A 21,651-nucleotide genomic window follows, 5' to 3' on the forward strand; every position below is an offset into this window, starting at 1 on the left:
GTTCCTGTCTGCCTGGAGTTTCTTCGATGCCGTCACCCAAATCCCTGCCCTCTGCCCTGCTGGGCCTGGCCCTCGCCTGCCCGGTCATGGCCGAGGAACCCAAAAGCATGGAGTTGGGACAGGTACTGATTTCGGCTGAAGAACAAAGCGGTGCAGATGCCTCCGTCGCTGAGGCCCAAGCGCGTCTGGCGCAAGTGCCCGGCGGCAGCAATGTGGTCGACATGCGTTCGCCGTTGCAGGGCCGGGTGGCGAGCAATCAGGATGTGCTGGCGTATCAGCCTGGGGTCTACGCGCAATCGGCGGGTAATGAAGGGGTGAAAATCTCGATCCGAGGTTCGGGGATCAACCGCGCACCGGGCGCGCACGCTTCGGGGTTGTACACGATGCTCGACGGCCTGCCGCTGACCGGCCCCGGCGGCACGCCTTACGAATTGCTCGAACCGCTGTGGCTCGACCATGTGGAGGTGCTGCGCGGCGCCAACGGCTTTGATCGCGGTGCACTGGCACTGGGTGGCGCCATCGATTACGTCAGCCACACCGGCTACGACGCGCCGAAATTGCAGGTGCGCTATGCCACCGGCAGCCACGGTTATCAGCAGCGTCAGGTGAGTTCCGGGCAGGTGCTGGGCGACTTCGATTACTACGTGTCGCTGACCGACTCGAACGCCGACGGCTATCAGGATCACACTGCCAGCGAGAGCAAAGGCGTGATCGCCAACTTCGGTTATCGCTTCAATCCGAACCTGGAAACCCGCTTCTACTTCCGCTATCGCGAGACCGACAACGACCTCGCCGGCCGCGTGACCAAACACTCGATCGAGCACACTCCACGGGCGGCCAACCCGGCCTACGTGACGCGCGATGACAGCCGTAAACAACCGGGCAGCACCTTCATCGGCAACAAGACCACCTACTACATCGACGACGATTCGAGCATCAAGACCGGGCTGGTCTATCACGACTACCCGATGGACCTGCGCGAAGGCCCGAACCGTCTGAAAGTGGCCTACACCGACGTCAGCGGCACGTTCGATTACAAGCGCCGCGACACCCTGTTTGGCATGGAAAGCCGCAGCACTGTGGGCCTGCGCACCACCAAACACCTGCCCAACGACGGCGCCAGTGAGTTCGTGCGCATCCCGTCCGGCAACACCGCCGCGTATGCCCCGGGCACCCGCATGCGCAACTTCACCTATCAGGGTTCGGACACCGTTCTGCACGTGGGCAACGACCTGGAAATCGCCGACGACCTGTGGCTGACCACCGGTCTCGCCGCCATCTACACCCGCCGCGAAAGCGCCGTCACCTACCCGCAAAGCGGCGGCAAGACCAGCCTGAACGACTGGGATTACGCGCCACGACTGGGTCTGCGCTATCAGGTCACGCCGGACCTGCAACTGTTCGGCAACCTCAGCCGTTCGGTCGAAGCACCGCACCCGTGGTCGCTGATCTACAGCTCGAACATCCGCTTCCCGGCCGGCAACGGTGCGGCGACCGGCACCCAGAGCGACCCGATCAAACTGCAGAACCAGACCGCAACCACCCTCGAACTCGGCGGTCGCGGCGACAGCACCCTCGGCCAGTGGAGCCTGGCGTGGTACTACGCGCAGGTGCGCCACGAATTGCTGTCGGTACTGCCGGATGCCAACGCCGTCACCCCGTACGAACTCAACGCCAGCCCCACCGTGCACCAAGGCGTGGAAGCCAGCCTGCAGAGCACGCTGTGGTCAGCCGCCGACGGACGTAAATTGAGCCTGCGCCAGGCCTACACCTTCAGCGATTTCCACTACCGCGACGACCAGCGTTTCGGCGACAACCGCCTGCCCGGCCTGCCAATGCACTACTACCAGGGCGAACTGCGCCACGACTGGCCACAAGGTTTCTTCGCAGCGGTCAACACACAACTGGTGTCCAAGGTCGCAGTGGATTACGCCAACAGCTACTACGCCGATCCCTACGCATTGTTCGGCGCCACCGTCGGCTACAACGCGCCGAAAAACGACTGGCAGACCTGGCTCGACCTGCGCAACCTGACCAACAAACACTACGCCGCCACCGTCACGCCGGGGTATGACGACAAGGGCCTGGATGCGGCGCGGTCTACGCCGGGTGAAGGGTTGGGGGTCTATGTCGGGGTGTCGTGGAGTTTGCTTTGACGGCATGACCTGACCAGACAAACGCAGCGGGTCAAAACGGCCCCTGCGTCATCACCCGCGTCTCGATGATGCTGCGCAGGGCAACGACGCGCTTCTGATACAGGTCAGTCAAACAATCGACCTTCGCACCACAGGCCTTGCGGCTTTTGAGGAAGGCCTGCTGCTCACCGATCAGAGCATCGCGCCCGCCCATCGGCAGCAGGCGTTTATCGAGGCTGAACAGCTCGCCCATGGTCACGTCCAGATCGTTCAGCGTGCGGCTGGCGCAGACGGCTTTTTCGTCCGCCGCCCGGGCCTTGGCGCAGTCGAAACTGGCGGCGTGTGCCGAATTGGCAGCGATCAGCAGCGCACAGCCGAGGGCGGCAGCGGTCACCCGTGAAATTTCTCGAACTCGCGTCATGTCGTCGTATCCAACGTTGTAAGCCAATGGAGGTATGAAAAATGAAAAACACCGATGACCGCAAGCCTGCAACCCCTCATAACGCACCACCGCTCGATGCGGCGGGTAAACCGGTGGATGTGGTTCGCCGGGATCTGCAGGACAGTGACGACGACACCAAAGCAGTAGACGAGGTGCTGACGCCAACTTCGATCCGCACCAAGGAACAGGAGGCCGAGGAACTCAAGCGCAAGACCGATGCGATCGAACGCAAGGTTGCCGACGGCAACTGACGCGACACTCCCCCCTCCTTAAAGGAGAAATTTTCCTTGTCTGTCCCGGGTTTTCCCGCCCGGGACAACCCGCCCCTGCCCTGCAAGCCGCGTTTTTACTGGCTTCACCCCTTCTGCTTCAGCAATTTGTATTCACATCCCAGCTTAATAATATTTTACCGATACCCCCCTCCTGCCTAGTCTGACCGCAAGCAAAACGGACAAGCCTGAAGCGATCCGAATCCACTTGCCTTGCCAGGAAGGATGTAGAAATGACCACTGAAATAATAAAAACAGACACGCTTGTCGTGGGGGCCGGACAGGCCGGTGTGGCGATGAGCGAGCACCTGAGCAAACTCGGTGTGCCGCATCTGGTGCTGGAACGCAGCCGCATTGCCGAACGCTGGCGCAGCGGGCGCTGGGACTCGTTGGTGGCCAACGGTCCGGCGTGGCACGACCGCTTTCCGGGGCTGGAATTCGATGATGTCGACCCCGATGGTTTCGCCCCCAAGGAGCGCGTCGCGGACTATTTCGAAGCCTATGCGAAGAAATTCAACGCGCCGATCCGCACCGGCGTCGAGGTCAAAAGCGTGGTACGCAATGCAGGGCGTCCGGGCTTCACCGTCGAGACCTCCGAAGGGGTGATCGAAGCCAGCCGCGTGGTTGCAGCGACCGGGCCGTTCCAGCGCCCGGTGATCCCGCCGATCGCCCCGCAAGACCCGCGTCTGTTGCAGATCCACTCCGCTGATTATCGTAATCCGCAGCAACTGCCCGCCGGCGCGGTGCTGGTGGTGGGTGCCGGATCGTCCGGCGTGCAGATTGCCGATGAATTGCAGCGTTCCGGCAAGCAGGTCTATCTGTCGGTAGGTGCGCATGACCGTCCGCCGCGTGCCTATCGCAACCGTGATTTCTGCTGGTGGCTGGGTGTGCTCGGCGAGTGGGATCAGGCAGCAATGAAACCCGGCCGTGAGCACGTGACCATCGCGGTCAGCGGCGCGCATGGCGGGCGCACCATCGATTTTCGTGGTCTGGCCCATCGCGGCATGACCCTGGTAGGCGTGACCGAGTCGTTCAGGAACGGCGTGGTGACCTTCAAGCAGGATCTGCGCGACAACCTCAAGCGTGGCGACGAAAACTATCTGGCGCTGCTGGATGCCGCGGATGCCTACATCGAGCGCAACGGTCTCGACCTGCCGGAAGAACCTGAAGCACGCGAAACCTATGCGGATCCCGAGTGCGTGAAAAATCCGCTGCTCGATCTGGATCTGGCCAAGGCCGGGATCACTTCGATCATCTGGGCCACCGGGTTCGCCGTGGACTATTCCTGGCTGCAGGTCGCCGCGTTTGACGACAAGGGCAAACCGCAGCATCAGCGTGGCGTGTCCAGCGAGCCGGGGGTGTATTTCCTTGGGCTGCCATGGCAGTCGCGGCGCGGTTCGTCGTTCATCTGGGGCGTGTGGCATGACGCCAAACACGTGGCCGACCACATCGCCACCCAGCGTAAATACCTCGATTACAAGGATGCCGAGCAGCGTGAAGCCGCCCTGCATTCGAGCGCCAACACCAAAGCCGCCGACACCGTCGACGCCTGATTTCCCTCTTTCGCGGCGGTGCCCGGTGCGCCGCTGAACACTCAGTCTGGAGCTGTACATGAGCAAGCCAACCCACACCCGCATCCGTATGTTCAACACCAAGGACACCTACCCTAACCAGACCCTGGACAACGATCTGTGCCAGGCCGTGCGCGCCGGCAATACCGTGTATGTCCGGGGTCAGGTCGGCACTGATTTCGACGGCAATCTGGTGGGCCTCGGTGATCCGCGTGCGCAGGCCGAACAGGCGATGCGCAACGTCAAGCAACTGCTGGAAGAAGCCGGCAGCGACATGAGCCATATCGTCAAGACCACCACCTACCTGATCGACCCGCGCTACCGCGAGCCGGTTTATCAGGAAGTCGGCAAGTGGCTCAAAGGCGTGTTCCCGATCTCCACCGGGCTGGTGGTGTCGGCACTGGGGCAGCCGCAGTGGCTGATGGAGATTGATGTGGTGGCGGTGATTCCCGAGTAAGTCGGAAGACCGAGTCGCGGCCATCGCGAGCAGGCTCACTCCTACAAGGGCACGCATTTCAAGGTAGGAGTGAGCCTGCTCGCGATGAGGCCAGTCAAGACACACAAGGAGTAAACAGATGACCTTTTCAATCGCAGCCCGTTGCCCCGAAACCGGCCAGTTCGGTGTCGCCATCAGTTCCTCCAGCATCGCCGTCGGCGCGCGTTGCCCGTGGCTGTTGCCGGGTGTCGGCGCGGTGTCGAGCCAGAATATCACCCTGCCATCCCTCGGCCCGGAAGTCCTTGCATTGATGGAGCAAGGCCACGCGCCCGACGCTGCGCTGGACCAGGTGCTGACTCGCAACGGCTACAGCCAATACCGGCAGATCACCGCGATCAACCACCTCGGCCAGACCGCGCATTTCAGCGGTGCCCAAACCCTTGGCGTGCACAACGCAGTCTGCGGCGAACAATGCGTGGCCGCCGGCAACATGCTCGCCGGGCGCTCGGTAATCGAAGCGATGGTGAGTGCCTTTGAGGACGGCGAAGGCCAGTTGGCCGACCGCTTGCTCAAGGCCTTGCACGCCGCACAAGCCCTCGGTGGCGAAGCCGGGCCGGTGCATTCGGCGGCCGTGGTGGTGGTCGGCGAACAGACCTGGCCGATCGTCAATTTGCGCGTTGATTGGGCCGACGAAGACCCGATCGGCCAGTTGCAAAAACTCTGGGACGCCTATCAGCCGCAGTTGCAGGACTACATCGACCGCGCACTCGACCCGGCCAAGGCGCCGGGTTATGGCGTTGCCGGTGATGATCGATGAACAGCGTCGGGTTGCTCAGGACGCTGGTGGGCTTCGACACCACCAGCCGCGAATCCAACCTGCAACTGATCGAGTTCGTGCGTGATTACCTCGCAGGCTTCAATGTGCCGTGCGAGCTGATCTACAACGCCGAGCGCAGCAAGGCCAATCTGTTCGCCACCATTGGCCCGGCCGGGCAATCGGGCATTGTGCTCTCGGGTCACACCGATGTGGTGCCGGTCGACGGTCAGCCGTGGACTGTTGCGCCGTTCGAACTCAGCGAGCACGACGGCAAGCTGTTCGGGCGCGGCACCGCCGACATGAAGGGCTACATCGCTTGCGTGCTGGGGTTGGTGCCGGCGCTGGTCGCTGCAGAGCTGCGCATGCCGGTGCACATCGCCCTGTCTTATGACGAAGAAGTCGGTTGCCTCGGCGTGCGCTCGTTGCTCGCCGAGCTGCAGCAGCGCCCAGTCAAACCGCTGCTGTGCATCATCGGTGAACCGACCGAGTTGAAACCGGTGCTCGGCCATAAAGGCAAACTGGCGATGCGCTGCGATGTGCACGGTCATCCGTGTCATTCGGCCTACGCACCGCTGGGGGTCAACGCCATCGAGTACGCCGCCGAGCTGATCGGTGAGCTTGGGCGCATCGGCCAGCAACTGAAAGCACCCGAGCATCACGACGCACGTTTCGATCCGCCCTACAGCACGGTGCAGACCGGAGTGATCAGCGGCGGTAAAGCGCTGAACATCGTCCCTGCCGACTGTCGCTTCGACTTCGAAATCCGCGCCCTGCCCTCGCAGGATCCAACCCAGGTCGCACAACAGTTGCAGGCTTACGCCGAGCACCAGGTGCTACCGCGAATGCGGGCAGTGAGCGAGCACAGTGCGATTCGTTTCAGTGAGCTGTCGGCTTATCCCGGCCTGGCTACCGATGCGCAGAGTCAGGCGGCGGAGCTGATTGCGGCGTTTTGCGGTTCACGGGAATACGGCACCGTAGCGTTCGGCACCGAGGGCGGGCTGTTCGATGCTGCGGGTATTCCCACCGTGGTCTGTGGCCCCGGCAGCATGGATCAGGGGCACAAACCGGACGAGTTTGTCAGTCGTGCGCAACTCGATGCCTGCGATGCGATGCTGCAACGGATGCTGGCCTCGATTCGCGCCTGATCCTTTCGGCCTGACTGCCTGCCTTCAGGCGTGCAGTCGGGCCAACTCCTCCCGGCAATGATCAACGAACAACTGCACCGGTTTGGTCAGTTGCACCCGACGCAGCCAGGCTGCCGACAAGCCCGAGCCGGTCACGGTTTCCGCCAGCGGCACGCACACCACTTTCTGCCCGTCGTAGGTGTATTCGCCGAACGGTCGGGTCACCAGAATCGAAAAGCCGAACCCACGCCCGACCATGCCGCGCACCATCTCGATCGACGGCGAGCTGAAGACGATGTGCGGGGTCAGTCCGCGCTCCTCGAAAATGCTCACGAAGTAGGTGCGGCTGGGCACCACGTCGAGCAGGATCATCGGCTCCAGCACCAGATCGTGCAGCGAGACTTTAGCCTGTTGCGCAAAGCGGTGGTCGGCCGGCAGCAAGGCGTAAGGCTGCTGCGGCGGCATCAGCGGCGTGGTGTCGATGGTGGTGTCGAGGTCATGTTCAAACAGCATCGCCACGTCGATGCTGCCGGCGGTCAGCGCCTGCACCAGTTCCTGTTGCTCGCCATCGCGAATGCGGATTTCCACGCCCGGCCAGCGCTGCTTGAACCCGGCGATCAGGCGCGGCAGGTACAGCGGCGCGACGGTTTCGAAACAGCCGATATCGATCTGCCCGGAGACCACATCGTTATCCGCCAGCGCGTTCTGCTCGAACTCATGCGCCACTCGCAGCAATTCCAGCGCCTTGCGATAGAAACGCGAACCACTGGGCGTCAGCGACACGCCTTGGGCGTGATGGCGGATGAACAGCTGCACGCCGAAGCTTTCTTCCAGATGTTTGATCGCGGTGGAGACCGACGGTTGCGCGATGTAGAGCTTGCGCGAGGCTTCGGCGACGCTGCCGCAATCGGCGGTGGTGACGAAGTATTTGAGCTGGCGCAGGTTGTAGGCGGCCATATAAAAACCTCTGCAAGTGAGACAACGCTTTTGTGGTGAGGGAGCTTGCTCCCGCTTGAGTGCGCAGCACTCACAATATCGGGGGAATGGTGCCGTTTGGGGCCGCTTCGCTGCCCAGCGGGAGCAAGCTCCCTCGCCACAGGAAAGGGTTCGCCTCTGAAAGTTTTTGTTATTGATCACTGTTGAACATACCGGACAGCCCCCAGACCCGGGGCATATATTTTTTAAGGTCTGAAGCAACAAACTTACTAATTTATCTATCCCGGGCCTTTGCACATGATCGCTTCAACAAGAAATGCGCCGTCCGTGTCGGCGCTTACCGAAGTACGTCCACGTACTCATCCTTGCCTTGGAGTTCGTCATGTCCACCTCTGCAACAACATCCGCGCCGCTCATTGAAAAACACACGATAGGATACGTGCCCCCCGAAGATCGCCACGGAAAGGTCAGGGATCTGTTCACGCTGTGGTTCGGCGGCAACATCGCGCCGTTGCCCATCGTCACCGGCGCGCTGGGCGTGCAGTTGTTCCACTTGAATCTGGTCTGGGGCATCGTCGCGATTCTGGTCGGTCATCTGGTCGGCGGCGTGCTGATGGCGCTGCACTCGGCGCAAGGCCCGCAGATGGGCATTCCACAGATGATCCAGAGCCGCGCACAGTTCGGCTCGCTCGGCGCGCTGCTGGTGGTGCTGATTGCCGGGGTCATGTACATCGGCTTTTTCGCCTCCAACATCGTGCTGGCCGGCAAGTCGCTGCACGGCGTGGTCGACAGCGTGCCGGTCCCGGTCGGCATCGTCATCGGCGCTCTCGGGTCGGGGATCATCGGCATCATCGGCTACCGATTCATCCACGTGCTCAACCGCATCGGCACCTGGGTGCTGGGGATCGGCATCGTCGTCGGTTTCGGCTACATCTTCACCCACATTCAAACCAACGACTTCCTCACCCGCGGCAGCTTCAACCTCTCCGGCTGGCTCGCCACCGTGTCGCTCGCCGCGCTGTGGCAGATCGCGTTTGCGCCGTACGTGTCCGATTATTCGCGTTATTTGCCGGCGGACGTCAAAGTCTCGTCGACATTCTGGACCACGTATCTGGGTTCGGCGCTGGGCTCAAGTCTGGCGTTCATCTTCGGTGCCGTCGCCGTGCTCGCGACACCCGTGGGCATGGACACCATGGATGCGGTCAAGCTCGCCACTGGCTCGATCGGCCCGCTGATGCTGGTGCTGTTCCTGCTCAGCGTGATCAGCCACAACGCCCTCAACCTGTACGGCGCGGTGCTGTCGCTGATCACTCTGGTGCAGACCTTTGCCTATCGCTGGATTCCGACCGCCAAGAGCCGTGCGGTGATCTCGATCATCGTGCTGCTGGCCTGCTGCTTCGCCGCCGTCGGCGCGTCGAAGGACTTCATCGGCCACTTCGTCGACATGGTGCTGGTGCTGCTGGTGGTGCTGGTGCCGTGGACCGCGATCAACCTGATCGACTTCTACGCCATTCACAAGGGCCAGTACGACATCCAGTCGATCTTCCAGGTCGACGGTGGCATCTACGGACGTTACAACCCGCAGGCGTTGCTGGCCTATGCGATCGGCATTGCGGTGCAGATCCCGTTCATGAACACCCCGCTGTACGTCGGCCCGGTGTCGGCGCACATCAACGGCGCCGACCTGTCGTGGCTGGTGGGGCTGCTGGTGACCTCGCCGCTGTACTTCTGGCTGGCCAGTCGTGACAGCGCCTATCGGCGGCGGATGATGGGCGGAAAACTGGTGGGCAGTCACTGAGATTGATTCGATGTAAAAAGAAGGCCCGCCATGCGCGGGCCTTCTGCGTTGTGGTGTGGTATTTCTTGATGCCCCGACAGGCACCCACGAGACAGGGAAAACTCATGCTGCGAATTCTGGGCAAGGCGTCATCGATCAACGTGCGCAAAGTGCTGTGGACCTGCGCTGAACTGCAGATCCCGTTCGAGCGTGAGGATTGGGGCTCGGGCTTCAAACCCACCGACACCCCGGAGTTTCTCGCCCTCAACCCCTGCGCCATGGTGCCGGTGATTCAGGACGGCGATTTCACCCTGTGGGAATCGAACACCATCATTCGTTATCTGGCGGGCAACTATGGCGGCGCTGACCTCTACCCCGCCGAGCCGCGAGTTCGTGCGCGGGTCGATCAGTGGATCGACTGGCAGGCCTCGGAGTTGAACCGGTCGTGGTCGTATGCGTTCATGTCGCTGGTGCGCCAGTCAGCGAATTATCAGGACAGCGCCGCTCTGGCCAAGGGCATCGAGCAGTGGTCGCAGACCATGGGCATCCTCGATCAACAGTTGCAGAAGACTGGCGCGTACGTCAGTGGCGAGCAGTTTTCCCTCGCCGATATCCCCATCGGGCTGTCAGTCAACCGCTGGTTCGAAACGCCGCTCGCGCATCCGGACTATCCCGCCGTCAGCGCGTATTACCAGCGTCTGAGCCAACGCGAAGGCTTTCGCCTGTACGGCAGAAACGGTACGCCGTGACAATCAGATCAACAGATCTTCATAAAACGCGCCGAACGGTCGCTGCGGGTGGGCGATCTGGATTTCCAGAATCCACACCCCGGCATTTGGCGTCTGGTCGAAATCGCCGAGATTGCCGCCGCGATGGATCGCGTGAGGGAAATCGCTGACGCGGTGGCCCTTGATGTCGAGATTGAGTTTCCAGCCCATGGCTTCAGCCTGATCGCTGGCATAGCGATAAAGTTCGACACCGCTCACGCCTTGGCGCCACAGTGCCTCGACACGCTTGAACAGCTCCTTGGACGCCGCCGCGCAGGCGATCATTTCCGGATCGGAGCCGGTGGTGAAGGTTGCGCCGGCATCGCCTTCGTGCCCCTGCCAGACCACGCCCATGTCAATGAAGAAAATATCGTTGTCACCGAGCACCGGATCGCCTTCGGAACGCTCCTTGAACGCCTTCAGCGTATTGGCGCCGAAGCGAATCAGCAGCGGATGCCAGATGCGGTCCATGCCCAGTTCGGCGAGGATCTGCTTGCCCCGCTCCTGGGCTTCGGACTCGCGCATGCCGGGCTTGATCACCCTGGCGATGGCATCAACGGCGTTCCAGGTCAGGCCCTGCGCATGACGCATCGTTTCCAGCACAAACCGCTCACCGACTGCTTCTTTTCCGCTCAGGGCTGCACTCATTTGCTTGTTCCTCATGGCTACGCTGTATAGTTTTTTATATTGCGAAACGCCGATCAAGATACAGTCATGACACAACGTGTCAATTACTCTTCCGCACGCACCACCCCGCGCTCCTCCAGCAAACGCACGAACATGCTCAAGCTGCGCGACACCGTGCCCCGGCGCCACACCAGCCAAGTGGTCAGATAGCGAAAATCCGCCGCCAGCGGCCACACGCTCACGGTTGCGCTGCCAGGCATGCTCTGCAGCATCTTGCGCGGCATCAGCGCCAGCCCGGCCCCGGCGCTGACGCAGGCGAGCATGCCGTGGTAGGACTCCATCTCGAAAATCTTGCCCGGTACGGCAGCGTCGGTGCTGAACCATTTTTCGAAGTGATGCCGGTAGGAGCAGTTGGAGCGGAACGCGTAGATGTTCTCGCCGTTCACATCCGCCGCGCGCCGCACCGGGGGGTGATTGAGCGGCGCGATGATGACCATCTCTTCCTCGAACGCCGGCACACCTTCCAGCGCCGGGTGCAGCACCGGGCCATCGACGAAGGCCGCCGCCAATCGTCCGGAGAGTACGCCGTCGATCATTGTCCCGGACGGGCCGGTCGACAGATCCAGATCGACCTTGGGATGCAACTGGTTGTACGCCGCGAGCAGTTCGGGGATGCGCACTGCGGCGGTACTTTCCAGCGAACCGAGAGGAAACGCGCCCTGCGGCTCTTCACCAGCGACCGTGGCCCGCGCTTCCTGCACCAGATCGAGAATGCGCCGCGCGTATTCGAGAAAACTCCAGCCAGCCGGTGACAGACGCAAACGACTTTTCTCGCGAATGAACAGATCGACGCCCAGATCCTGCTCCAGCTGTTTGATCCGCGTGGTCAGGTTCGATGGCACGCGATGAATCTGCGCCGCAGCAGCGCTGATGCTGCCGTGCTCGGCAACGGCCTTGAAGATTTCCAGCTGCACCAGATCCACAGTCATTCTCCAATCGTGAAAGAAACGATCTTTATTATTCAGTTTCCAGAAAACAAACGCCACCCTACTCTAGGCCCATCCACTGAACTCGCAGGAGCCAGCCATGAGCCAGATTTCCAGCCAGACCCACGCCATCTCGATCAACCCCGCCACCGGCGAGCAGATCGGTCACTACGCCTTTGAATCCGCCGAAGCCCTCGACGCTGCGCTGACCCGCGCCGCGTTCGGTTTCTCGAAATGGAAACGCAAGCCGCTGCAGGATCGCTCCCGCGCCCTGACCGCCCTCGCCAGCGCCCTGCGTGACAGCGCCGAAGCCATGGCGACCATGATCACCCTGGAAATGGGCAAGCCCATCGCCCAGGCCCGTGGCGAAATCGAGAAATGCGCCAAGCTTTGTGAGTGGTACGCGGAAAACGGCCCGGCCATGCTCGACGCCGAACCGACTCAGGTTGAAGGCGGCAAGGCGCGCATCGAGTACCGACCACTCGGCCCGATCCTCGCGGTGATGCCGTGGAACTTCCCGATCTGGCAAGTGCTGCGCGGTGCCGTTCCGGCGCTGATCGCCGGCAACACCTACGTGCTCAAGCACGCGCCAAACGTGATGGGCAGCGCCTACCTGCTGCGCGACGCGTTCAAGAACGCCGGTTTCGCCGACGGCGTGTTTGAAGTGATCAACGTCACCCCCGAAGGTGTTTCCACCGCCATCGCCGACTCGCGCATCGCCGCTGTCACCCTGACCGGCAGCGTCCGTGCCGGTATGGCCATCGGTGCCCAGGCCGGTGCCGCGCTGAAGAAGTGCGTGCTGGAACTGGGCGGTTCCGATCCGTTCATCGTGCTCAATGATGCGGATCTGGATGAGGCCGTGCAGGCTGCCGTCATCGGTCGCTACCAGAACTCCGGCCAGGTCTGCGCCGCGGCCAAGCGCCTGATCATCGAAGAAGGCGTGGTCGAAGAGTTCACCCGCAAATTCGTCGAGGCCACGCGTCAATTGAAAGTCGGCGATCCGCTGTCCGCCGACACCTACATCGGGCCGATGGCGCGTTTCGATCTGCGTGACGAACTCGACCAGCAAGTGCGCGACACCCTCGAAGAAGGCGCCACCCTGTTGCTCGGCGGCGGTAAGACGCAAGGCCCGGGCAACTACTACGAGCCAACCGTGCTGGCCGATGTCACCGACCGCATGACCTCGTTCAAACAGGAACTGTTCGGCCCGGTGGCATCGATCATCACTGCCCGCGATTGCGCCCACGCCGTGGCCCTGGCCAACGACAGCGACTTCGGCCTGACCGCGACGATCTACACCGCCAACGTCGCGCTGGCCCAGCAACTGACCAGCGAACTGGACACCGGAGGCGTGTTCATCAACGGCTACTCCGCCAGCGACCCGCGCGTGACCTTCGGTGGCGTGAAGAAAAGCGGTTTCGGTCGCGAGCTCTCGCACTTCGGCGTGCGCGAGTTCTGCAACGCGCAGACGGTGTGGCTGGATCGTAAATAATCAGGACTCCAACACGCACTGGTGGGAGTGGGCTTGCTCACGAAGGGGCCGGCATGTTCAGCATTGATAGTGACTGACCTGACGCCTTCGCGAGCAAGCCCGCTCCCACACTCGAAAATTCCGCACACACCGCTATAGCAAGTCGGGCGCTGTTTTTTGCGGCTGCGTAACCGCCCGATCCTTGCTCAACAGCCCAAGCACCACTGCCGCCGAAGCTAGAGTGATCCCGGTCAGGACGTGCAGCAGGTACTGAAACGCCGTGGCATAACCCTGCACCAGACGCTCTTTGGTCAACCCAGGAAGCGTGTTGAGCGCATGCGCCATGTCCCCCGTGGTGACCCAGTGCGCGGTCTCGGCAATCAACGCCGCATCGACACTGCCTGCCACTGCCCCCGTCAGATCGGTATGCAGCAGCGAAGTCAGCACTGCGCCCACCACCGCCAGCGCAATACCCTCACCCGCCACGCGCACGGTATTGAAGATCCCCGCCGCCATCCCCGCGCGCTCTTTCGGTACGACGCTGACCGACAGACCATCCATCAAGCCCCACGGCAAACCGGTGCCAATCCCGATCAACAACGTCGCAATGACCAAGGCGGATTTTGGCTCGCCGACGTTGTACAGGCTCAACCCGTGCAAGCCCACCGCAGCGATCAGAAAACCGATCCCCGACAGGATTCCCGCCGAGACAAACCGGGTCAGCGACGCCGCCAGCATCGGTACCACCAGCATGGGCGCCGACAGCGCCAGCAACAGCAGGCCGGCATCGATTTCGCTCAAGCCTTCCACGCCGATAAAGCGCAATGGCAACATCACCACCAGCACGATGTAGCAAAAACAGGTGCCGATCGGCAGCATCTGCACGCCGATGAAGCGCGGAAAACGCAACAGGGTCAGATCGAGCATCGGATGTTTGACGCGCCTTTCGATCATCACGAACAACCCCAGCAACAATGCCGAAGCGCCCAGCAGACCGCCCACCAGCGGGCTGCCCCAACCGCTTTCCGGCGCCTGAATCACGCCGAAGGTGAACAGCGCCAGCATCGTGCTGAAGGTGATCGTACCCGGCCAATCCAGTCCCGTGGCATCCGGGTTGCGGCTTTCGCGCATGCGGGGCAGGCCGAAGACCATGGCGATCACGCCGATCAGCGCGGTGATAACAAAAATCGCCCGCCAGTTGAACGCCTCGATCAACGCGCCGGCCAGCAGCGGTCCGAAAGCCAGACCGATGCCGAATGTGGTGCCGAGTACGCTGTACGCGCGGGTCCGCGCATGGCCTTCGAATTCCTGCGCCAGCGACGCTGAACCGCTGGCCAACGCCGCAGCACCGGCCACGCCCTGCACCGCACGCAGCCCATCCAGCCAGTACACCGACGGTGCCAGGCTCTGCGCAATCGATGCTGCGGTGAACAGCAACATGCCGAAGCTGAACAGGCGTTTACGCCCATAGACGTCGGCCAACGCTCCCGCCGCCATCAGCAAACTGCCGAATGACAACATGAACGCATTGGTGATCCAGGTCAGGGCCACGGGGCTGCCGCCCAGATCACGGCCAATGGCGGGCGTCGCCACCGCGCCACCGGTAAAACTCAAGGGCAGTACCAATGCCGACAGGCACACGGCCGCGAGGATCAGCAGCTTGTTACGCGCGCCTGGTTGATGAGAGACCGTTGTCATGCATTCATCCTTTAAAGAAATGGCCAGGCTGCGACTTTAAGGCCGTTAGATTGATGCGATAATCCCAGCAATTTTGCATGACTTTGTGAAAGGCATTCACAGATGAAATCACCCTCAGCGGCAGACCTTTGCGTATTTCTCTGTACGGCGCAGCACTTGAATTTCAGCAAGGCCGCCGTCGAACTCGGGCTCACCCCGTCAGCCCTGAGCCATTCGGTAAAGGCTCTGGAGAATCGCCTCGGTGTGCGTCTGTTCAATCGCACCACCCGCAGCGTGGCGTTGACCGAGGCCGGTGAGCGCTTTTACGCGCGCCTGAAACCGGCGTTCCGCGACATTGACGATGCACTGGAAGACCTCAACCATTTTCGCGACAAACCCACCGGCAACCTGCGCATCACTTGCGGACGCCAGGCGTGCGAGCTGGTATTGCTGCCGATTGCCAGCGAGTTTCTGCAGACGTATCCGGACATTCGCATGGAGGTGGTCGAAAGCGAAGCGTTGCTGGATATCGTCGCCGGCGGATTTGATGCAGGCGTGCGCTTTGGCGATCGACTGGAGGCCGACATGGTCTCGCTGCCGATTGGCCCGGCGATGCGTTCGGTGGTGGTGGCTTCGCCGGCATTCCTTGAACGCCATCCTGCGCCGCAAAAACCCGAAGATCTGCACGACTTGCCGTGCCTGCGCCACCGCTACCCCAGTGGCGCCCTGTATCGCTGGGAATTCGAACGCGATGGCATTGCCCAGGAAATCGAGGTCAACGGCCCGCTGACCCTGGGCGACGTCAGCTTGATGGTCGGCCCTGCACTGCAAGGCCTGGGATTGGCGTATGTGTTCGATGACATGGTCAGCGAACACTTGGCATCGGGGCGTCTGATTCAGCTGTTGGCCGACTGGTGCCCCTACTATCCGGGCCTGCATCTGTACTACCCGAGCCGGCGCCACGTACCGGCGCCGCTCAAGGCTTTTATCGACTTCGCGCGCGAGCGCAGTGGTCACTAGGGCTTACAGATATTTCAGCCAGGCAATATCGCGGCGCCGCGATTTCAGCGCGGAAAACCAGCGCACCGCCGGGTACAGCGCAACCGCCAGCAGCACCGACACCAGCCAGATCGCCGCGACTGAATCGAAGCCGAAATAGCTACCGTGGTTAAGGCCGAACAGCGCCACGGCAATCAGATACAGCACCTTCAGCACGTACAGGTGCAACAGATAAAAGAACATCGGTGCCGAACCGAAGACCGTCAGCCAGCGAATCCAGCGGCGCGTCTGCAGCCGTTCGAACAGCAGCAACAACAGCAATCCGACGCTCACCGTCAGGCTGATGAACAGCAGCGATGGCGGGTACTTGGTGATGTTGAAAAACGCCATCAACGTTTGCACGGTCGTGTCTTCGACCGCCCAAGGCTTTTCGCCGTATCCGTTGAGCAACCGCAGCCCGACGAAACCCAGCAGTCCGGCGATACCAGCCAGCAACAGGCACTGCTGACGAACTCCGGCGTCGGCCGCACGGGCAAACCACGGGCCCAGCGCATAACCCAGACCGATCACGCCGATCCACGGCAACAGCGGATACGAAGTGCGCAAGCGCAGACTGTCACCGACCTCGATCCAGCCCCGATCATGCAGGATCGCCCATGGCACATGCAGTGCTGACTCCGGCGCGAAATGCAGCCCGTCCAGCAGGTTATGCCCGGCAATGATCGCCAGACTCAACGTCAGCAACAGCCAGCGCGGCAACCAGACCAGCAGCGACAACGCGATCATGCTCAAGCCAATCGCCCAGATCACCTGCAGATAGATCACGCTCGGCGGCAACTGAAACGTCCATGCAAAATTCACCAAGGTGAATTCCAGCACCACCAGAAACAGCCCACGCTTGAACAGGAAGGCACTGACATCGGCCTTGCCCGCGTACTTCTCGCCGAACAGCCACGCAGACAATCCGGTCAGCAACACGAACACCGGTGCGCACAGATGCGCCAACGTGCGACTGAAAAACAACGCCGGCTCGGTGTTGGCGATGTCCATCGGGTCGGACACCTGACGGTGCAGCAGAAACGTCTCGCGTACGTGATCCAGCAGCATGAACAGGATCACCAGACCTCGTAACGCATCAATGGACAGCAAACGGCCGGTCGGGGGCGGGTTGGAACGGGCACACGTAATCGTCATGGACATTTCGCCATCGAGTCAATGAATCGGGGTCGCAACTGCACGTCCCGCCAAAAAATGGCGTTACTCTATAACATAAAAAGTCGATTCCCAAGCCAAACGACATTTGCCCAATCACGTCAGGCTTCTATAGTGATCAGGCGCCCCCTGCCCTTTGCGCCAGCTGTCGAGCGTTGCCCATGACCTCAACCGAACACTTGATCATCTGCGAGCATTGCGACTGCGTGTACGAAAAGGTCGTGCTCGGCAAACACCAGAAAACCCTCTGCGTGCGGTGCGGCGGCGTGCTGCAGCGCTACAACGGCTTGACCGTCGAGCAGCGGCTGGCCCTGAGTTTCACTGCGGCGATGCTGTGGCTGTTCGCCAATTTCTATCCGGTGATGAGCATCAGCATGAAGGGCCTGAAGAACAGCGCGACGCTGTGGGATTCGGTACTGGCGCTGAGTCAGGGGCCGATCACCTTCATGGCGATGGTCGCGGCGATTTCGATCATCATCGCCCCGGCGTTTCAACTGGTGCTGTTGATCTGGGTGCTGAGTTTCGCCTTGTCATCGCGCCGGGCGCCGGGCTTCAAGCTGTGCATGCGCTGGCTGGAAACCCTGCGCCCTTGGAGCATGCTCGAAGTGTGTCTGCTGGGGGCGATGGTGGCGGTGTTCAAACTGGCCGGGCTGCTCGATGTGCTACCGGGCATCGGCCTGTTTGCCCTGGCGGTGCTGAGCCTGATGATGATCCGCATTGCCGGCCGTGACATTCGTGATCTGTGGGACATTCTATGAAGCGACCCGCGACCGCCAGCGAACTGAATCTGTGCCTGTGCCACAGCTGTGGGCTGGCCTGTGACATGACCGACGAGCCGCACGAGTGCCCGCGCTGCGATGCGCCGCTGCATCGGCGCAAGACCAACTCCCTGACGCGCACCTGGGCCTATCTGTTCGCCGCGTTGGCGTTTTACGTGCCGGCCAATCTACTGCCGGTGATGAACACGGTGATGCTCGGCAACGGCGCCGACAGCACGATCATGAGCGGCGTGCTGGAGTTCTGGGAGGGCGGCGCGTGGGACATCGCGCTGATCATTTTCATCGCCAGCATCGCGGTGCCGGGGATCAAATTCGTCGCCCTGTCGCTGCTGCTGATCACCGTGCAGCGGGGCAGCGACTGGGCGCGCCGTGAGCGTTCGAAGCTGTACCGTTTCGTCGAGCTGATCGGCTACTGGTCGATGCTCGACGTGCTGGTGGTCGCCCTGGTCGCGGCGCTGGTGAAGTTCCAGGCGCTGGGCGATATCGAGCCACGCCCGGGCATCCTGTTTTTCGGCATGGTGGTGGTGTTCACCATGCTCTCGGCGATGAGTTTCGACCCACGGCTGATCTGGGACAACGCCCCGGACGACGAACCGCTCAGCGACGCACCACCTCAAGCAGCACCTGCAACGGATGGCGCAGTGCCCGATCCGACTGGCGCTTGACCTGACTGCGGCACGAATACCCGGTGGCCAGTGCTTCGCCCTGCTCCGCCGGGGCCTCGACCTGCCGCGCCCACGATTGCGCGTAGATCACCGCCGAAGTTTCGCGGTTGCGCGCTTCATGGCCGTAGGTGCCGGACATGCCGCAGCAACCGGTGGCCTGCGTCGCCAGTTTCAACCCGACTCGCTCGAACACTTGCTCCCACTGGCGGGTGGCGGCCGGCGCGTTGGTTTTCTCGGTGCAGTGCGCCAGCAGACGGAATGACCGGGCCGCGTCGGCAGCGGCCTGCTCCGGCATCACCTTGAGCAACCATTCCTGCACCAGCGCGACTTCCGGGCATTGGTCCATGCCGGGCACTTTCAGGTATTCCTGGCGATAGACCAGCGTCATCGCCGGATCCAGCCCCAGCAGCGGTACGCCAACGTCCGCCAGCTCGCGCAGTTGCCAGGCATTGCGCAACGCCGCGCGGTTGAACGCCGAGAGGAAGCCCTGCACATGCAGCGGCTTGCCGTTGGCACTGAACGGTGCCAGATACACCTGATAGCCAAGTCGTGAAATCAACTCCAGCAGATCCGCCAGCAGCGGCGCCTCGAAGTAACGAGTGAAGGCGTCCTGCACCAACACCACACTGCGTTCGCGCTGGGCCGGGGTCAGCGCCGACAGCGTGGAAACCGTCGCCGGCTGCACCTTCCAACGGCGCAGCGCAGCGTGGAAATCAAAGCGACTGAGCAACGGCACATCGACCATGCCGCCAAGACGCTCCAACTGTTTGCGCACAAAGGTTGCGCCCATCAAACCGTTGTACAGCGCCGGAATCCGCGCCATGTACGGAATGCTGTACTCCAGCGAGGCAATCAGATAATCCCGCGCCGGGCGCAGATAACGGCTGTGATACAGCTCAAGGAAACGCGAACGGAATTCCGGCACGTTGACCTTGACCGGGCACTGTCCCGCGCAGGATTTGCACGCCAGGCAACCGGCCATGGCGTCATACACCTCATGGGAAAAGTCTGCATCCTGCGCGCGGCTGTTGCGCCAGCGTGTCCACAGGTTGCGGAAAAATGCCGGACGACGGATCGCCTCCGACAGCACATCCACCCCTGCCTCGCCCTGCAAACGCAGCCATTCGCGGATCAGCGATGCGCGACCCTTGGGCGATTGCGCACGCTCGCGGGTGGCTTTCCACGATGGGCACATGGCGTCGTCGGGATCGAAGTTGTAGCAGGCGCCGTTGCCGTTGCAATGCATGGCTGCGCCGTAGCTCTGCCAGACCTTTTCGTCGATTTGCCGGTCGAGTTCGCCGCGCAGGGTCACTTCGTCGATTTTCAGCAACGCCGCACCGGTATTGGCCGGGGTGGCGATCTTGCCCGGGTTGAACTGGTTGAACGGGTCGAACGCGGCTTTCAACGCTTGCAACGCCGGGTAGAGTTCACCGAAAAATGCCGGCGCGTATTCCGAGCGCAGGCCTTTGCCGTGCTCGCCCCACAACAGGCCGCCGTAACGCTGGGTCAGCGCCGCAACGCCGTCGGACACCGGACGCACCAGCGCCGCTTGCTGCGGATCCTTCATGTCGAGAATCGGCCGTACGTGCAACACACCGGCATCGACGTGGCCGAACATGCCGTACTGCAAACCGTGGCTGTCGAGCAGTTCGCGCAGTTCGGCGATGTACTCGGCCAGGTGCTGCGGCGGCACTGCGGTGTCTTCGACAAACGGCTGCGGCCGCGCTTCGCCGGCAACGTTACCGAGAAGGCCGACTGCGCGTTTGCGCATGCCATAAACCTTGTTCACTGCCGCCTGGCCGACCGCCAGGGTATGGCCGAGGCGTTCGACGGTGGTGTCGCTGCTCAAGTGTTCGAGGAAGGCTTCGACCCGGCGCTGCAGATCCTCGGGATCGTCACCGCAGAACTCCACCAGGTTGATCCCCAGTGTCGGGCGCTCGGCGCTTTCCGGGAAGTATTCGGCGACGCCGTGCCAGACGATGTCCTGCATCGCCAGCAGCAACACCTTGGAATCCACGGTTTCAATCGACAGCGGCTTGAGCGCCATCAGCGCCCGGGCATCGCGCAACGCATCCATGAACCCGGCGTAGCGAATGTTCACCAGCATCGTGTGTTTGGGGATCGGCAGTACGTTGAGCTTCGCCTCAACCACAAACCCCAGCGAGCCTTCGGCGCCGCACAGCACGCTGTTGAGGTTGAAGCGGTTGTCGGCCTCGCGCAGGTGCGCCAGGTCGTAGCCGGTCAGGCAGCGGTTGAGATCGGGGAAACGCTGTTTGATCAGCTCGCCCTGCTCGTCAATGATCTGCCGTGCACAGCGGTAGACTTCACCGACGCGATCTTCACGGGCGCACAGCGCTGTCAGTTCGTCTTCCGCCAGCGCTGCGCCGTGCAGGCGTTCGCCGCCGCGCAGGACCATGTCGAGTTCCAGCACATGGTCGCGGGTCTTGCCGTAGGTGCAACTGCCCTGGCCGCTGGCGTCGGTGTTGATCATGCCGCCGACGGTGGCGCGGTTGGAGGTCGACAGCTCCGGGGCGAAAAACAGCCCGGCGGATTTCAGTGCGGCGTTGAGCTGATCCTTGACCACCCCGGCCTGCACCCGCACCCAGCGCTGCTCGACGTTGATTTGCAGAATACGGTTCATGTGCCGCGACAGATCGACGACGATGCCATCGGTCAGCGACTGGCCATTGGTGCCGGTGCCACCGCCACGCGGAGTGATCACCACTTGCTGATAAGCCGGCTCGGCGATCAGCCGAGCGACCCGCGCCACATCCTCCGCATCCATCGGAAACACCGCCGCTTGCGGCAGACGCTGGTAGATCGAGTTATCGGTGGCCAGCACTACGCGGCTGGCGTAATCGGCACTGATCTCGCCACGAAAACCGCTGGCCTTCAAGGCTTTGAGGAATTGCTGGTAATCGGCGGTCAATGCAGTGGCGGGCGACAGCTGGGCAATCATCG

The 21,651-nt window shown here is 62.1% G+C and carries 19 protein-coding genes; 12 read left to right on the forward strand and 7 right to left on the reverse strand.

Annotation, left to right across the window (positions count from 1 at the left end; all coding sequences use genetic code 11):
- The first annotated feature begins 26 nt into the window (after positions 1-26).
- Positions 27-2,156, forward strand: a complete 2,130-nt coding sequence (locus V3W27_RS06030; RefSeq protein WP_330206181.1) for a TonB-dependent receptor family protein — start codon at positions 27-29, stop codon at positions 2,154-2,156.
- Between the two features lie 31 nt (positions 2,157-2,187).
- Here V3W27_RS06030 and V3W27_RS06035 read toward each other — a convergent pair whose 3' ends face one another.
- On the reverse strand, positions 2,188-2,556 hold the full coding sequence (locus V3W27_RS06035) for a lysozyme inhibitor LprI family protein (RefSeq protein WP_330206182.1): 369 nt from the start codon (positions 2,554-2,556) through the stop codon (positions 2,188-2,190).
- Between the two features lie 41 nt (positions 2,557-2,597).
- Here V3W27_RS06035 and V3W27_RS06040 point away from each other — a divergent pair, with 41 nt between their 5' ends.
- The 5 genes from V3W27_RS06040 (at position 2,598) to argE (ending at position 6,815) form a co-directional block, all read left to right on the forward strand.
- On the forward strand, positions 2,598-2,828 hold the full coding sequence (locus V3W27_RS06040) for a hypothetical protein (protein WP_027613005.1): 231 nt from the start codon (positions 2,598-2,600) through the stop codon (positions 2,826-2,828).
- 251 nt (positions 2,829-3,079) lie between these two features.
- Positions 3,080-4,399: a flavin-containing monooxygenase gene (locus tag V3W27_RS06045; protein ID WP_330206183.1), complete on the forward strand. Its 1,320-nt coding sequence runs from the start codon at positions 3,080-3,082 to the stop codon at positions 4,397-4,399.
- A 58-nt stretch (positions 4,400-4,457) separates the two neighbouring features.
- Positions 4,458-4,874, forward strand: a complete 417-nt coding sequence (locus tag V3W27_RS06050) for a RidA family protein (RefSeq protein ID WP_003225869.1) — start codon at positions 4,458-4,460, stop codon at positions 4,872-4,874.
- 118 nt (positions 4,875-4,992) lie between these two features.
- The gene (locus V3W27_RS06055) at positions 4,993-5,670 is read left to right on the forward strand and encodes a DUF1028 domain-containing protein (RefSeq protein WP_330206184.1); all 678 of its coding nucleotides are present in this window, start codon (positions 4,993-4,995) and stop codon (positions 5,668-5,670) included.
- On the forward strand, positions 5,667-6,815 hold the full coding sequence (gene argE, locus V3W27_RS06060; RefSeq protein WP_330206185.1) for an acetylornithine deacetylase: 1,149 nt from the start codon (positions 5,667-5,669) through the stop codon (positions 6,813-6,815). Before V3W27_RS06055 ends, argE begins: the two co-directional genes overlap by 4 nt.
- Positions 6,816-6,839: 24 nt before the next feature.
- On the opposite strand, the gene V3W27_RS06065 is transcribed toward argE, so the two are convergent.
- Positions 6,840-7,751 (reverse strand): LysR family transcriptional regulator, encoded by a 912-nt coding sequence (locus V3W27_RS06065; RefSeq protein ID WP_095136462.1) that lies wholly within the window; start codon positions 7,749-7,751, stop codon positions 6,840-6,842.
- Positions 7,752-8,112: 361 nt separating this feature from the next.
- On the opposite strand from V3W27_RS06065, the gene V3W27_RS06070 reads away from it, so the two are divergent.
- Together V3W27_RS06070 and V3W27_RS06075 are read left to right on the forward strand one after the other, a co-directional pair.
- Positions 8,113-9,528 carry a purine-cytosine permease family protein gene (locus tag V3W27_RS06070; RefSeq protein WP_330206186.1) on the forward strand — a complete coding sequence of 472 codons (1,416 nt, stop codon included), beginning with the start codon at positions 8,113-8,115 and terminating at the stop codon, positions 9,526-9,528.
- 104 nt (positions 9,529-9,632) lie between these two features.
- The gene (locus V3W27_RS06075; protein WP_097090328.1) at positions 9,633-10,256 is read left to right on the forward strand and encodes a glutathione S-transferase family protein; all 624 of its coding nucleotides are present in this window, start codon (positions 9,633-9,635) and stop codon (positions 10,254-10,256) included.
- A gap of 3 nt (positions 10,257-10,259) precedes the next feature.
- Here V3W27_RS06075 and V3W27_RS06080 read toward each other — a convergent pair whose 3' ends face one another.
- Both V3W27_RS06080 and ptrR read right to left on the reverse strand, forming a co-directional pair.
- Positions 10,260-10,922: a M24 family metallopeptidase gene (locus V3W27_RS06080; RefSeq protein ID WP_285373803.1), complete on the reverse strand. Its 663-nt coding sequence runs from the start codon at positions 10,920-10,922 to the stop codon at positions 10,260-10,262.
- Between the two features lie 83 nt (positions 10,923-11,005).
- Positions 11,006-11,884 carry a putrescine utilization regulator PtrR gene (gene ptrR / locus V3W27_RS06085; RefSeq protein ID WP_097090372.1) on the reverse strand — a complete coding sequence of 293 codons (879 nt, stop codon included), beginning with the start codon at positions 11,882-11,884 and terminating at the stop codon, positions 11,006-11,008.
- Between the two features lie 103 nt (positions 11,885-11,987).
- Between ptrR and V3W27_RS06090 the strand changes: the two genes are divergently transcribed.
- Positions 11,988-13,379 carry an aldehyde dehydrogenase family protein gene (locus V3W27_RS06090; protein WP_330206187.1) on the forward strand — a complete coding sequence of 464 codons (1,392 nt, stop codon included), beginning with the start codon at positions 11,988-11,990 and terminating at the stop codon, positions 13,377-13,379.
- Positions 13,380-13,511: 132 nt separating this feature from the next.
- Here V3W27_RS06090 and V3W27_RS06095 read toward each other — a convergent pair whose 3' ends face one another.
- A complete protein-coding gene (locus V3W27_RS06095; RefSeq protein WP_330206188.1) occupies positions 13,512-15,056 on the reverse strand; it encodes an MFS transporter in 1,545 nt (514 codons plus the stop codon).
- 102 nt (positions 15,057-15,158) lie between these two features.
- On the opposite strand from V3W27_RS06095, the gene V3W27_RS06100 reads away from it, so the two are divergent.
- Positions 15,159-16,055: a LysR family transcriptional regulator gene (locus V3W27_RS06100; RefSeq protein ID WP_330206189.1), complete on the forward strand. Its 897-nt coding sequence runs from the start codon at positions 15,159-15,161 to the stop codon at positions 16,053-16,055.
- A 3-nt stretch (positions 16,056-16,058) separates the two neighbouring features.
- Here the strand turns inward: V3W27_RS06100 and V3W27_RS06105 are convergent, their stop codons facing one another.
- The gene (locus V3W27_RS06105) at positions 16,059-17,228 is read right to left on the reverse strand and encodes a DUF1624 domain-containing protein (RefSeq protein WP_330206190.1); all 1,170 of its coding nucleotides are present in this window, start codon (positions 17,226-17,228) and stop codon (positions 16,059-16,061) included.
- 179 nt (positions 17,229-17,407) lie between these two features.
- Here V3W27_RS06105 and V3W27_RS06110 point away from each other — a divergent pair, with 179 nt between their 5' ends.
- Positions 17,408-18,004 (forward strand): paraquat-inducible protein A, encoded by a 597-nt coding sequence (locus V3W27_RS06110; protein WP_003225887.1) that lies wholly within the window; start codon positions 17,408-17,410, stop codon positions 18,002-18,004.
- On the forward strand, positions 18,001-18,690 hold the full coding sequence (locus V3W27_RS06115) for a paraquat-inducible protein A (RefSeq protein WP_103368616.1): 690 nt from the start codon (positions 18,001-18,003) through the stop codon (positions 18,688-18,690). The genes V3W27_RS06110 and V3W27_RS06115 overlap by 4 nt, the downstream gene beginning before the upstream one ends.
- Here the strand turns inward: V3W27_RS06115 and ydiJ are convergent.
- A complete protein-coding gene (gene ydiJ, locus V3W27_RS06120) occupies positions 18,623-21,649 on the reverse strand; it encodes a D-2-hydroxyglutarate dehydrogenase YdiJ (protein ID WP_330206264.1) in 3,027 nt (1,008 codons plus the stop codon). The two genes, V3W27_RS06115 and ydiJ, sit on opposite strands and share 68 nt — an antisense overlap.
- Positions 21,650-21,651: the final 2 nt, after the last annotated feature.

Origin of the sequence: Pseudomonas sp. AM14(2022), from assembly GCF_036346455.1 — a bacterium.
In the GTDB taxonomy this organism is placed as follows: domain Bacteria; phylum Pseudomonadota; class Gammaproteobacteria; order Pseudomonadales; family Pseudomonadaceae; genus Aquipseudomonas; species Aquipseudomonas putida_A.